The organism is Cellulophaga geojensis KL-A, from assembly GCF_000568425.1.
In the GTDB taxonomy this organism is placed as follows: Bacteria; Bacteroidota; Bacteroidia; order Flavobacteriales; family Flavobacteriaceae; genus Cellulophaga; species Cellulophaga lytica.
The window spans coordinates 1-13,533 of the sequence record NZ_ARZX01000026.1; the positions used below are offsets into that span (position 1 = coordinate 1).

Annotated in this window: 7 protein-coding genes; 2 read left to right on the forward strand and 5 right to left on the reverse strand. The window is 31.8% G+C overall.

Annotated features, from left to right (window positions below):
- Positions 1 to 175 precede the first annotated feature (175 nt).
- The 3 genes from KLA_RS15345 to thrA all read right to left on the reverse strand — a co-directional run bounded on the left by KLA_RS15345 (position 176) and on the right by thrA (position 5,696).
- The gene (locus KLA_RS15345; protein WP_034646807.1) at positions 176 to 2,164 is read right to left on the reverse strand and encodes a DUF349 domain-containing protein; all 1,989 of its coding nucleotides are present in this window, start codon (positions 2,162 to 2,164) and stop codon (positions 176 to 178) included.
- A gap of 158 nt (positions 2,165 to 2,322) precedes the next feature.
- Positions 2,323 to 3,249: a homoserine kinase gene (locus tag KLA_RS15350; RefSeq protein ID WP_034646808.1), complete on the reverse strand. Its 927-nt coding sequence runs from the start codon at positions 3,247 to 3,249 to the stop codon at positions 2,323 to 2,325.
- A 2-nt stretch (positions 3,250 to 3,251) separates the two neighbouring features.
- On the reverse strand, positions 3,252 to 5,696 hold the full coding sequence (thrA, locus tag KLA_RS15355) for a bifunctional aspartate kinase/homoserine dehydrogenase I (RefSeq protein ID WP_034646811.1): 2,445 nt from the start codon (positions 5,694 to 5,696) through the stop codon (positions 3,252 to 3,254).
- A 269-nt stretch (positions 5,697 to 5,965) separates the two neighbouring features.
- Between thrA and KLA_RS15360 the strand changes: the two genes are divergently transcribed.
- Positions 5,966 to 7,510 (forward strand): bifunctional ADP-dependent NAD(P)H-hydrate dehydratase/NAD(P)H-hydrate epimerase, encoded by a 1,545-nt coding sequence (locus KLA_RS15360; protein ID WP_034646813.1) that lies wholly within the window; start codon positions 5,966 to 5,968, stop codon positions 7,508 to 7,510.
- A 28-nt stretch (positions 7,511 to 7,538) separates the two neighbouring features.
- Here the strand turns inward: KLA_RS15360 and KLA_RS15365 are convergent, their stop codons facing one another.
- Both KLA_RS15365 and KLA_RS15370 read right to left on the reverse strand, forming a co-directional pair.
- Positions 7,539 to 7,961: a hypothetical protein gene (locus tag KLA_RS15365; protein ID WP_034646815.1), complete on the reverse strand. Its 423-nt coding sequence runs from the start codon at positions 7,959 to 7,961 to the stop codon at positions 7,539 to 7,541.
- A 206-nt stretch (positions 7,962 to 8,167) separates the two neighbouring features.
- Positions 8,168 to 10,720, reverse strand: a complete 2,553-nt coding sequence (locus tag KLA_RS15370; RefSeq protein WP_013621973.1) for an ATP-dependent Clp protease ATP-binding subunit — start codon at positions 10,718 to 10,720, stop codon at positions 8,168 to 8,170.
- A 257-nt stretch (positions 10,721 to 10,977) separates the two neighbouring features.
- On the opposite strand from KLA_RS15370, the gene gyrA reads away from it, so the two are divergent.
- A complete protein-coding gene (gene gyrA / locus KLA_RS15375; RefSeq protein WP_034646818.1) occupies positions 10,978 to 13,533 on the forward strand; it encodes a DNA gyrase subunit A in 2,556 nt (851 codons plus the stop codon).

The window sequence follows — 13,533 nt, forward strand, 5'->3', positions numbered from 1 at the left end:
TAAGGGCTTTTTTTTGCTTTAAACTTAAAATTAAGCTATTTAAAACCATTTAAAAGCTAATCACTAATACATACAAAAAAGCCCTAGAAAATATATTCTAGGGCTTTTGGTGTTTTATATGGGTAGAGTATTAAATGTAAAAAAAAGGAGAACATTAAATGCTTTCCTTTTTTATTTATTCTTCCTCATTAGAAGTATTTTCATCTTCTTTATTAATGCTATTTTCTAATATATTAAGCTTTTTTAGTTTTGCTTTCCAAGTATTTAAAGATTCTTTTTGATTGTTAATATTCTTTAAAACATTTTTAACTAAAGGGTTATCTTCAGATGCATTAGAGAAGAATTGTAAGTTATTTTCTAATTGACGAATTTCGTTTTTACTTTCATCTATTTTTCTTCTAATAAACAATCTTTCTTTATAAATAGCATTTTCATTATCACTAGCAGATAGCTTTTGTATTTTATCGCCATACTTTAGTAATTCTGACTCTTGTTTACTAATATCTAATTTTCTAAAAATAGCATCTAGGATTGTATTGAATTTGTTATTAATGTTTTTCTTTTTAAATGGTACATGACCATATTTTTTCCATTCATTAATAAATCCTTTTATTTCAGCTAAATCTTTAGACCTGTCTCCAGATAATTGAAATTCTTTTAGTTTATTTAAGCAGGCAGTTTTATGTTCTAAATTTTCTAATTCTTCTTTACTCGATTGGTTTTTTAGAGAATGTAATCTATCAAAATAATGATTGCAAGCACTTTTAAATTCATTCCAAATTTTATCAGAATATTTTCTAGGAACGTGACCAATAGTTTTCCATTCGCCTTGTATACGTTTCATTTCCTTGGTAGCAATGTCCCAATCTTCACTATCTTTTGTTTTTAGTGCAATGTCTAATAGTGCTCTTTTTTTATCTAGATTGTCTTGTTGTTCCCTTTTTAGATTTTTGTAAAATGCATTTTTAGATTTGTTAAATGTTTTTACAGCATCTTTAAAGGTAGCCCAAGTTTGCTCATTATATTTTTGAGGGACTTTTCCTGCTTTAAAAAACTCTTCTCTTAAGGCTTCTATTTGTTTTATTTGTTTTTGAAGCTCTTTATGATTGCTAGAAGTATTTTCTGCTATTTCTTTTATTTGAGAAATTATTTTATGCTTCTTTTCTAAGTTTACTTCATAAACTTTATCTAATTCTTTATAATAGTCTTGCCTTCTTTGGTGCAATACTTTAGTGGCGTTACTAAATTCTTCCCATATCTGCTCTCTATGCTTTTTGCCAACAGGACCAATATCTTCTTTCCAGATTTTATGCAAAGTCTGTAGTTCTCTAAAAGCTTTATTTAAATCGGGTTCATTGGCTAGTGCATTGGCACGTACTATTAATTTTAATTTTTCTTCTAAATTATGTTTAAAATCTAAATCCCTTAGCTCTCTATTTAAGTGTAAGAAATCGTAAAAAATTTCGATGTGATGATGGTAAGTTCTCCATACATTATTGTATTCTGTTCTAGGTATAGGACCAGCATTACGCCAATTTTCTTGAAGATCTTTAAAGTTTTTGTATGTAGTATTAATGTCTTCTTCAACATTAACCAAACCTTTTAATTCTTCAATTATTTGTATGCGTTTTTCTAAGTTACTCTGTAAATTTTGTTCTAAATTTTTGTAGTAAGCATCTCTTTTTTCTCTGTAATCTGAATACACTTCATTAAATTGTCTTTTAGTTACGGAGTTGTATCTAAAATCAATTTCATTACCACCATTGGTGATAAATTCTTCCTTTTTATGTTCTAGAAATTCTTGAAACTTTAAATCAAATTCATACTTGATACCGTCAACATGCTTTTTAATAGCTTGTACTTTTTCATTTTTTACTAGACGCTGTAATTCGCCTACTAAATTTTCCATACTCATAGCATGGTAATCTAGTAAAGGTATCTCATGTCTTTGATGATTGTCATTATCCTCTGCATCTTCGGCATTGGTTTCTTCAATTTCATCTAAGATTTCTTTATCACCTTGCTTGTCATTAGATGATATTTCTTCTGAATTATTACTTTCTATTTCAGTGCTTTTCTCTGAAACAGTTTTAGCATCAGTAGTTTCTGAATTTTCATCACCCCCTACATTGTTTTGTAGTTCTTCTTTGCTGTCTTCCAACATAATTATGTGTATTTGGATTTCTTTATAACGGTAATATACTAACAACCAAACAAACGGCAAAACTTAATATGTTTTTTTAGGAGTCTAATAATCAATATATAGTACCTTAATTTTATTTAGTAGACGAAATAATTTATGGTTTGTTACAGGTGTTGTTTTTATGATATGGTTTTTATTCCTTCAGTATTTACTGTAGATACGTGTGTGTCATAAGGAATACCTACTTTATTATAAACATTTTGCATTGCCTGGGCTACTTTTTCTGCTGTTTCTTTGCCTTTGCTAAGGGCGTAAATAGAAGGCCCTGAACCCGAAATGCCACAGCCCAATGCGCCAGCATTTAACGACGCGGATTTAACATTATCAAAAGCAGGAATTAGTATAGAGCGTATTGGTTCTATAATATGATCTTCTAGTGACCTGCTAATTAAGTCATAATCTTCTGTGTATAAACCAGCTATTAATCCACCAACATTACCCCATTGTTTTATTCCGTCCGCTAAAGAAATTGTTGTTTTTAATATTTTTCTAGAGTCAGATGTTTTTATCTCTATTTGTGGATGTATTACAGTAGCGTATAATTTTTTAGGAGTATTTATTTTTATAATATCTAAGGGACTATAACTGCGAACTAGGGTAAAGCCACCATATATAGCCGGTGCAACATTATCTGCATGTTGCACGCCACTAGCAAGTTCTTCTCCTTTCATTGCAAATTGTACAAGTTCTAAATTACTAAAAGGTTCTCCTAGTAATTTATTCATAGCGCAAACAGCACCAGTAGAACTAGCAGCACTACTGCCTATACCGCTTCCGGCTTTTATTTTCTTATATATTTCTATTTCAAAACCTCCTTCATAATCAGATGCAGATAGTAACGCCAATCCGGCTACGCCAGCTACATTTTTATGTGTTTCTAAAGGTAAATTTTGACCTTCAATTTTTGTAATAGTAATTCCTTTTTTGCTGGTTTTTTTAACAACCATTTCATCTCCAACATTGTCTAATGCAACACCTAGTACATCAAAACCACATGAAATGTTTGCGATGGTAGCCGGACAAAATACTTTAATTTCGTTTTTCATACTTAAAAGTTTCCTATTCTTATTATGTCTGCAAAAATACCGGAGGCAGTTACGTCTGCGCCAGCACCTGCACCTTTTATAATTAATGGTTGGTTAGGGTATCTTTCTGTAAAAAATAATACAATATTGTCACTTCCTTCAAGGTTGTAAAAATCATGTCCTTTAGGGATATGTTGTAGACCAACGCTTGCTTTTCCGTCTTCAAATTGCGCTACATATTTTAGTTTAGCATCTTTATTTGCTGCTTCTGTATACATTTCTTGAAAAGAAGGTTCGAATTTTATTAGTGAAGCAAAAAAGTCATTATTATTTGTTGTTTGTAAACTTTCTTCAGGTAAAAATGATTTGTTTGTGATTTCATCTATATCTAGTTTGTAACCACTTTCTCTAGCTAAAATTAAAATTTTACGAGCTACATCTATTCCGCTTAAATCTATTTTAGGGTCTGGTTCTGTATAGCCTTCTTCTTGCGCTTGTTTAACAATGTCATGAAATGTGGTTTTATTGCTAAAGTTATTAAATACAAAGTTTAAGCTACCAGAAAGTACGGCTTGTATTTTTAAAATTTTATCTCCGGAAGCTATTAGGTGCTTTAAGGTGTCTATTATAGGTAAACCTGCGCCTACATTGGTTTCAAATAAAAATGGAGCATTGTATTTTTGAGCTAAATATTTTAGTTTACTGTAATTTGTGTATACAGATGAACACGCAATTTTGTTGCAAGTAACAACAGAAATACTGTTGCTTAAATAATCTGCATATGTATTAGAAACTACCTCGCTAGCTGTATTGTCTACAAAAATACTATTTCTGTAATTTAAGCTATTTACTTTGCTAAAGAATTGTTCTTTATTTGCTTTTTCTCCTTTAGAAAGTAATGATTCCCAGTTTTTAAGAGATATTCCGTCTTCATCAAAAAACATTGTTCTAGAGTTTGATATTCCAATTACTCTAACATTAAGTTTGAGGTTTTCTTTTAAATACTTTTTTTGTTGTTTAATTTGGTGAAGTAATTTGGATCCAACATTACCAACACCCATAATAAATAGGTTAAGTTGCTTAATGTTTTCTTCAAAGAATTTTTCATGAAGAGAGTTTAATGCTTTTTTTACATCAGCCTTGTCTATAACTGCAGATATATTACGCTCTGATGAACCTTGTGCTATAACTCTAATATTTACATTGTTTTTACCAAGTGTACTAAACATTTTGCCACTTAAACCTTGGTGATTTTTCATAGAGTCTCCTACCAAGGCAATAATGGCTAAATCATTTTCTACTAAAACAGGTTTAATTTTTTTTAATGAAATTTCATACTCAAATTCATTATTAATGGCTTCTTCTGCAAGAGCCACATCATTTGCATCTATAGCAACACAAATAGAATGTTCTGATGATGCCTGAGTTATAAGTACAATGCTTATTTGAGCTAAAGAAAGTACTTCAAAAAAACGTTTAGAGATACCAGGAATACCTACCATTCCTGAACCCTCTAGAGAAATAAGACTTATGTTTTCTATATGGCTAATACCACGTACTGTTTTGCCGTTTTTATCTAAATTTTTAGTGATTGTAGTGCCAATAGCATCTGGGTTAAAAGTATTTTTAATGGCAATAGGAATCCCTTTACTTAATACAGGTTGTATTGTAGGAGGATAAAGAACCTTTGCACCAAAATGAGATAGTTCCATAGCTTCCTGGTAAGAGATGTTTTCTATAGCTTTAGCTTGTTTAACTAGTTTAGGGTTAGCGGTATACATACCACTTACGTCTGTCCAGATTTCTAAACTTTTTGCATCTACTGCAGCAGCAATAATTGCTGCTGTATAGTCAGATCCACCACGCCCTAGTGTAGTAGAATCTCCTTTAATTGAAGAAGCTATAAAGCCACCAAGAACAGTAATTTGGTTGTTGTTATAGTTAAAGTAGTTTTGAATTAAACTGTTTGTTTCTTCAAAATTATAAATAGCAGCTTTACCGTAGTTTGTATTAGTTTTAAGTAGTTCTCTACTGTCTTTGTAGCTGGCGTTTAGGCCTTCCGCAATAAAGTATTCACTAATAATGTATGATGATAATAGCTCACCATAGCTTACAATTTTATCTGATAATTTAGGTGTTATTTCGCCAATAAAAAAAGCACCTTCTAAAAGTGTTTCTAAAATGTTTAATTCACTTTTAACCTTACTAAGTACTTTACTTTGGTTAGAAACTGGGATTAATTCTTTTATGGTAGAAATATGTCTTTCTTCAATTTTTAAAAATACATTTTTGTATTCTTTATTATGAGTAGAAGCTAATTCTGCTGCATTTAAAAGCAGGTCTGTTACGCCACCAAAGGCAGACACAACTACTGCAGTTTTATTTTTTGAGTTTTTAACTATATTTTTAACTAACTCTATGTTGTTGGCGTTGGCAACCGAAGTTCCGCCGAACTTTAATACTTTCATGGTAAAATAATTATAGATTTTTATAAGTTGTATTGATAAAACAATACATATAACGGACGTGTATTATATAGCAGATTACCCCAAAGGGGTAATTGTTGTGTTTGTGATAACACAAGTAAAAATTGTAGTAGAAAATGTAGTTACGTTGTCCAAAATGTTTGTTTAAGCTTTGCTTATTAACAAGTCAAATGTAGTACTTTTGTATTTTTAAACAAATGATTTCTAAAACTTTTACCAATTTAATAGTAAAAGCTTAATATTTTTATAGAATGAAGATTTTTACAGGAGAACAGATATACCAAGCTGATAAATTTACAATTGAAAAACAGCAAATTACAAGTGATGAGCTAATGGAGCGTGTAGCAGTACAATTGTTTAATTGGTTGCATTTACGTTTGCAAGGCGCACAACCAAAAATACATTTGTTTTGTGGTATAGGAAATAATGGAGGAGATGGTTTAGCTGTAGCGAGACATTTACAAGAGCATGGCTATAATATAGAAGTGTATATTGTAAATTATAATGAAAAACGTACTGATGAGTTCTTAACAAATTTGAAAAGGCTAAAGGATAGAAATGTTTGGCCTAATTTTTTGTCTAAAGAAACTGAGTTACCGGCTATAAGTAGAGAAGATATTGTTGTAGATGCAATTTTTGGTATAGGACTAAATAGAACTCCAGATGATTGGGTGGCTAGTTTAATGACGCACATAAACAACTCTGAAGCTTTTGTGTTAGCTGTAGATGTCCCGTCTGGGTTGTTTTTAGATAAAGTTGTAGAAAATCCTAATGCTATAATACACGCTAACCATATACTTACATTTCAGTCTCCTAAGTTGGCGTTCTTTTTACCACAAACAGGTATTTATTGTAACCAATGGGAAATAATTGATATTGGAATAGATGTAGAATTTTTAACTGTTACAGAAACCACATATACTTTAATTAGTAAAAATGAAGTTTTACAGAGTTATATGCCCAGAGAAAAGTTTGCTCATAAAGGAACTTATGGTCATTCTTTAATAATAGGAGGAAGTTACGGTAAAATAGGGGCAACTATTTTAGCAGCTAAAGGAGCATTAAATTCTGGTAGTGGTTTAGTTTCTGCTTTTTTACCACAATGTGGTTATATACCTATGCAGAGTGCTATGCCAGAAATTATGGTGCAAACAGATGTTAATGAAAATACTATAACAGATTTTCATTTTAATTTAAAACCTACCGTTATTGGTGTTGGACCTGGTTTAGGAAAAGCATCAGAAACAGTAGAAGCTTTTACAAAGTTTTTGCAAAATAATAAAATACCACTTGTAATAGATGCAGATGCGCTAAATATTATATCTGAAAATAAAGATTTGCTTAAGTTGATACCAGAAGATAGTGTGTTAACCCCACACCCTAAGGAGTTAGAACGTTTAATTGGTGTATGGGATAATGATTTTGATAAACTAGAAAAAGCTAAACTATTTTCATTAGAATTAAAATGTGTTTTGGTTATAAAAGGGGCGCATACAATAGTTTTGTATAAGGGTAAAGGTTTTATTAATACATCTGGCAATCCGGGTATGGCAACTGCTGGCAGTGGAGATGTTCTTACAGGGGTAATTACTGGTTTAATAGCACAAGGATATCCAAAAGTATTGGCGGCAATTTTTGGCGTTTATTTACACGGTAGTGCAGGGGATTTAGCTGTAGAAAAATTAGGCTATCAATCTTTAACGGCTTCTTCTATTGCAAACACTATTGGAGGGGCATTTATAGAGTTGTTTAAAAGGCCTGAAGTTCCTCAGCAACAAGAACAACAGCAGGCATAAAATATAATCTATTAAAGTGGCGCTTAAACTATTCTTTAGTTTTTGCTGCCGCTGCTGTAGATAATTTTCTCTTCACCCAAGTTAATGCGTTAGAATATTCTATAAAAAACTTCATTGGTTTTTTGTAGAACATTTTTTCAATTTTAAAGTTATGCATATCAATTTCTTTAACAGAAACAATTGCAAATGCTTTTAGGTTTTCTAAACCTCTAACAAAATTATATACAGTTGGGTCTATTGCATAAGAATTTTTACGCAAACTAATGTATCCAAAATCTTTATCTCTAAAGTGTATTTCTGAAATTCCTATAATTTGAAAAGCTTTTTCTAACGTTATGGTAGTTCCTTCATCAAAAGATGCTACCATATAGTTGTCATATATGTATATTTTGCCAGACTCTAATTGATATTCTTTAACAATTACAGCCTTTTTGGTTTGCCCCATCTTCATATTCTGTATGTAATAAAATAGTGTTCAGAAGCTAAATTAATTTTATGTTAAGATAATTTGAAAAAAACTAGATAAAAGGTTAATATATCCTTTAACAGTTGCTAATATGCTCTGTTGGCTTATATTTTCTTACGTTTAATACAATTTGTATAAAAAAAGGAGTCAATAAAAATTGACTCCTTTGTACTTATTAACTTACGTTTTTTTTAAGCTTCAGATGCTTTTCCTTCTTTCTTAATTTTTATGGTAAGTTCGTTTTTTTCATCATTTAAATCCATAAAAATACTGTCACCTTCTTCTAGCTTAGAGTTTACTATTTCTTCAGCTAAAGCATCTTCAATATACTTTTGAATTGCTCTTTTTAAAGGTCTTGCTCCATATTGCTTATCAAATCCTTTGTCTGCAATATAGTCTTTAGCTTTTTCTGATAATGTTAAGTTGTAACCTATATCTTTAATTCTTGCATAAAGTTTGCTTAACTCAATGTCAATAATTTTATGGATATCTGCTCTTTCTAATGGGTTAAATACTATTACGTCATCAATTCTGTTTAAAAACTCAGGAGCAAATGCTTTTTTAAGTGCATTTTCAATAACACTTTTCTGGTGTTCATCTGCTTGTGCTTTTTTTGCAGAAGTTCCAAAACCAACACCTTGTCCAAAATCTTTTAATTGACGTGCACCAATATTAGATGTCATTATAATAATAGTGTTTCTAAAGTCTATTTTACGACCTAAACTATCTGTTAAAAAGCCATCATCTAATACCTGAAGCATCATATTAAACACATCTGGATGTGCTTTTTCTACCTCGTCTAATAAAACAACAGAATAAGGTTTTCTGCGTACTTTTTCAGTTAATTGTCCGCCTTCTTCATAACCAACGTATCCTGGAGGCGCACCAACTAATCTAGAGATTGCAAATTTCTCCATATACTCACTCATATCAATACGTATAAGTGCATCTTCAGAGTCAAATAATTCTTTAGCAAGTACTTTTGCTAATTGTGTTTTACCAACACCGGTTTGACCTAAAAATATAAACGACCCAATTGGCTTGTTAGGATCTTTAAGTCCGGCTCTGTTACGTTGTATGGCTTTAGATACCTTTGCAACAGCATCATCTTGACCAATTACGTTGCCTTTAATTAAGCTTGGTAATTCTGCTAATTTATTAATTTCAGTTTGCGCAATTCTGTTTACAGGAATACCACTCATCATAGAAACTACATCTGCTACATTTTCTTCTGTAACTGTTTCTCTATGTAATTTGCTTTCTTCTTCCCATTTTTCTTGAGCAAGAGCTAAATCTTTTTCAATTCTTTTTTCATCATCTCTAAGCTTAGCAGCCTCTTCATAACGTTGTTTTTTAACAACGGTATTTTTTAGTTCTCTAACATCTTCTAGTTGTTTTTCTAACTCTAAAATTTGTTTAGGTACATCCATATTAACTATGTGTACTCTAGAGCCAGCTTCATCTAGCGCGTCAATAGCCTTGTCTGGCAAAAAACGATCTGTCATATAACGGTTCGTTAATTTTACACAAGCAACTAAAGCTTCATCTGTATAATTTACATTGTGGTGTTCCTCATACTTGCCCTTAATGTTTTGCAAAATTTCTATTGTTTCGTCTACAGAAGTAGGCTCTACAATTACTTTTTGAAAACGACGTTCTAAAGCACCATCTTTTTCTATATACTGTCTGTATTCATCTAATGTTGTGGCACCAATACATTGTATTTCTCCACGGGCTAATGCAGGTTTAAACATATTAGAAGCATCTAAGCTTCCTGTAGCACCACCAGCACCAACAATAGTATGTATTTCGTCAATAAAAAGAATAATATCATCATTCTTTTCTAGCTCATTCATAACAGCTTTCATACGTTCTTCAAACTGTCCGCGATATTTTGTGCCAGCAACTAAAGAGGCTAAATCTAGTGTAACAACGCGTTTGTTGTATAAAATTCTAGAAACCTTTTTGTTAATGATACGTAATGCTAAACCTTCTGCAATGGCGCTTTTACCCACACCAGGTTCACCAATTAAAAGCGGGTTATTTTTTTTACGACGAGATAATATTTGAGATACACGCTCTATTTCTTTTTCTCTACCAACAACAGGGTCTAATTTGTTTTCCTCTGCCATTTTGGTTAAGTCTCTACCAAAATTGTCTAAAACTGGTGTTTTAGATTTTTTGTTAGATTTTGGTCCAGCTGTAGCACCTCCACCAAAGTTTTCTTTTTCATCATTATCACTATCTGCATCACCAGGGAAAGACTCTGCTCTTGGAGAATCTATATAGTCTTCATCTTTAGTAATAATGGTTTTAAATTCACTTTTTACATTATCGTAATCTACTTTTAGTTTGTGTAAAAGCTTAGTAGTAGGGTCGTTTTCGTTTCTCAAAATACATAGTAATAAATGCGCTGTATTAATAGAAGAGCTTTGAAAAAGTTTAGCTTCTAAAAATGTTGTTTTTAATGCGCGTTCTGCTTGCCTTGTTAAGTGCAAGTTTTTTTTATCTTTTTGCAAATTGTCAGAGCTAGGATTTGCTGGGCTAAGTATTTCCACCTTGCGTCGCAAATGATCTAAATCTACCTCTAATGCATCTAATATATTAATTGCTTTTCCGTTTCCGTCTCGTAATAAGCCAAGCATTAAGTGCTCGGTACCAATAAAATCGTGTCCAAGTCTTAATGCCTCCTCCTTGCTGTACGCAATTACATCTTTTACTCTAGGTGAAAAATTGTCATCCATAAATTAATCCTTAATCAATTATAAAAGTAATAAATCTATTTTTATATAAGGCAAATACTGTTCCTATATTCGTTAAAGTTTGATTATTTGTCGAAAAAAACAGCTTTGGCTGTCATAATTTAAATAATTATTAACCATTTGCCTATTAAAAAGTGTTAATAAATATTGTATTAAAGTAACTAAATATTGCTTTTCTCGTGATGATTTTATGTATATTGGCATCAATTTTTAATCAAATTAGTATATAAGATTTTAATATGGCAGAAGGGGAAAAAATTATTCCAATAAACATAGAAGACGAAATGAAATCTGCCTACATTGATTATTCAATGTCGGTTATTGTATCACGTGCCTTACCAGATGTAAGAGATGGTTTAAAGCCGGTACACAGAAGGGTTTTATACGGTATGCATGAGTTGGGTGTTCGTTCCAATAGCGCACATAAAAAATCTGCCCGTATTGTGGGTGAGGTTTTAGGTAAGTATCACCCTCACGGAGATACTTCTGTTTATGATTCTATGGTACGTATGGCTCAAGAGTGGAGTTTACGTTATATGCTTGTAGATGGCCAGGGTAACTTTGGTTCTATAGATGGTGATAGCCCTGCAGCAATGCGTTATACAGAAGCACGTATGCGTAAAATTGCCGATGACATGTTGGCAGATATAGAAAAAGACACTGTAGATCACCAATTAAACTTTGACGATTCTTTAAAAGAACCAACAGTTTTACCTGCAAGAATTCCTAACTTATTAGTAAACGGAGCTTCTGGTATTGCAGTTGGTATGGCAACAAATATGCCACCACACAATTTATCTGAAGTTGTAGATGGTACTGTTGCATACATAGATAATAAAGATATAGAAATAGATGAGTTAATAACACATATAAAGGCTCCAGATTTTCCAACAGGAGGTATTATATATGGTTATGACGGCGTTAGAGAAGCTTTTAAAACAGGTAGAGGTAGAGTTGTAATGCGTGCAAAAGCTACTTTTGAAGAAGTTCAGGGTAGAGAATCTATTGTGGTTACAGAGATACCTTACCAGGTTAATAAGGCTGATATGATTAAGAAAACAGCCGATCTTATTAACGATAAAAAAATTGAAGGGATTTCTACTATTAGAGATGAGTCTGATAGAAATGGTATGCGTATTGTATACATTTTAAAAAGAGATGCTATACCTAATATTGTATTAAATACATTATTTAAATATACAGCACTACAAACTTCCTTTAGTGTAAACAATATTGCCTTAGTAAACGGAAGACCACAGTTACTTAATGTTAAAGAAATGATTCACTATTTTGTGGAACACAGACATGAAGTAGTTGTACGTAGAACTAAGTTTGAACTTAAAAAGGCAGAAGATAGAGCTCACATATTAGAGGGTTTAATTATTGCATCTGATAATATAGATGAAGTAATTGCCATAATTAGAGGTTCTTCTAACGCAGATGAAGCAAGAGAGAACTTAATTAAAAGGTTTGAGCTGTCTGAAATACAAGCTAAAGCAATTGTAGAAATGCGTTTGCGCCAATTAACAGGTCTGGAGCAAGACAAGTTAAGAGCAGAGTATGATGAGATTATAAAAACCATTGCAGACTTAAAAGATATTCTTGCTAATGAAGAACGCAGAATGCAAATTATTAAGGATGAACTTTTAGAAGTTAAAGAGAAATACGGAGACGAAAGAAGGTCTGAAATTAATTTTGCAGGAGGTGATTTAAGTATTGAAGATATGATACCTGATGAGCAAGTGGTAATAACCATATCTCATGCAGGATATATTAAACGTACTCCTTTATCTGAATATAAAACACAAAATAGAGGTGGAGTTGGGCAAAAAGCATCATCAACAAGAAATGAAGACTTTTTAGAGCACTTATTTGTAGGTACTAACCACCAATATATGTTGTTCTTTACACAAAAAGGTAAATGTTTCTGGATGCGTGTTTATGAAATACCAGAAGGTAGTAAAACATCTAAAGGTAGAGCAATACAAAATCTAATTAATATAGAGCAAGATGATAAAGTAATGGCATTTATATGTACTCAAGATCTTAAAGATGAAGATTACGTTAACAGTCACTACGTTATTATGGCAACCAAAAAAGGTACTGTTAAAAAGACCTCTTTAGAGCAATACTCAAGACCTCGTTTAAATGGTATTAATGCCATAGGTATAAAAGAAGGAGATGAGTTGCTAGAAGCTAAACTAACAACAGGTACTAGTCAAATATTTTTAGGATTAAAATCTGGTAAAGCCATTAGGTTTGAAGAAAGTAAAACAAGACCAATGGGTAGAAATGCCTCTGGTGTTAGAGGTATTACATTAGCAGATGATAATGATGAAGTTGTGGGTATGGTATCTGTACACAACTTTGATGATGATATTTTAGTAGTTTCTGAAAAAGGATACGGTAAACGTTCTAGTTTAGAAGATTATAGAATTACTAATAGAGGCGGTAAAGGTGTTAAAACCATTAGCGTTACAGATAAAACAGGTGGTTTAGTAGCTATTAAAAATGTTACCGATTCTGATGATTTAATGATTATTAATAAATCTGGTATTGCAATACGTATGGGTGTAGAAGATTTACGTGTAATGGGTAGAGCAACACAGGGTGTTAGGTTAATAAACATTAAAGGAAAAGATTCTATTGCAGCAGTTGCAAAAGTTATGAAAGACGAAGATGCTGTAGATGAAGAAGGTTTAGAGGGAGAAGCTCCTGATACTGCAGAAGGTGATGCTTCTACAGAAGATGGCACGGCTCTTGATAATGATACAACGGAATCAACTGAAGAATAA

Excerpts from the sequence above, each read along its gene's own strand:
- KLA_RS15345 (WP_034646807.1), bottom strand. The coding sequence starts at position 2,164 with ATGTTGGAAGACAGCAAAGAAGAACTACAAAACAATGTAGGGGGTGAT.
- KLA_RS15350 (WP_034646808.1), bottom strand. The coding sequence starts at position 3,249 with ATGAAAAACGAAATTAAAGTATTTTGTCCGGCTACCATCGCAAACATT.
- thrA (WP_034646811.1), bottom strand. The coding sequence starts at position 5,696 with ATGAAAGTATTAAAGTTCGGCGGAACTTCGGTTGCCAACGCCAACAAC.
- KLA_RS15360 (WP_034646813.1), top strand. The coding sequence starts at position 5,966 with ATGAAGATTTTTACAGGAGAACAGATATACCAAGCTGATAAATTTACA.
- KLA_RS15365 (WP_034646815.1), bottom strand. The coding sequence starts at position 7,961 with ATGAAGATGGGGCAAACCAAAAAGGCTGTAATTGTTAAAGAATATCAA.
- KLA_RS15370 (WP_013621973.1), bottom strand. The coding sequence starts at position 10,720 with ATGGATGACAATTTTTCACCTAGAGTAAAAGATGTAATTGCGTACAGC.
- gyrA (WP_034646818.1), top strand. The coding sequence starts at position 10,978 with ATGGCAGAAGGGGAAAAAATTATTCCAATAAACATAGAAGACGAAATG.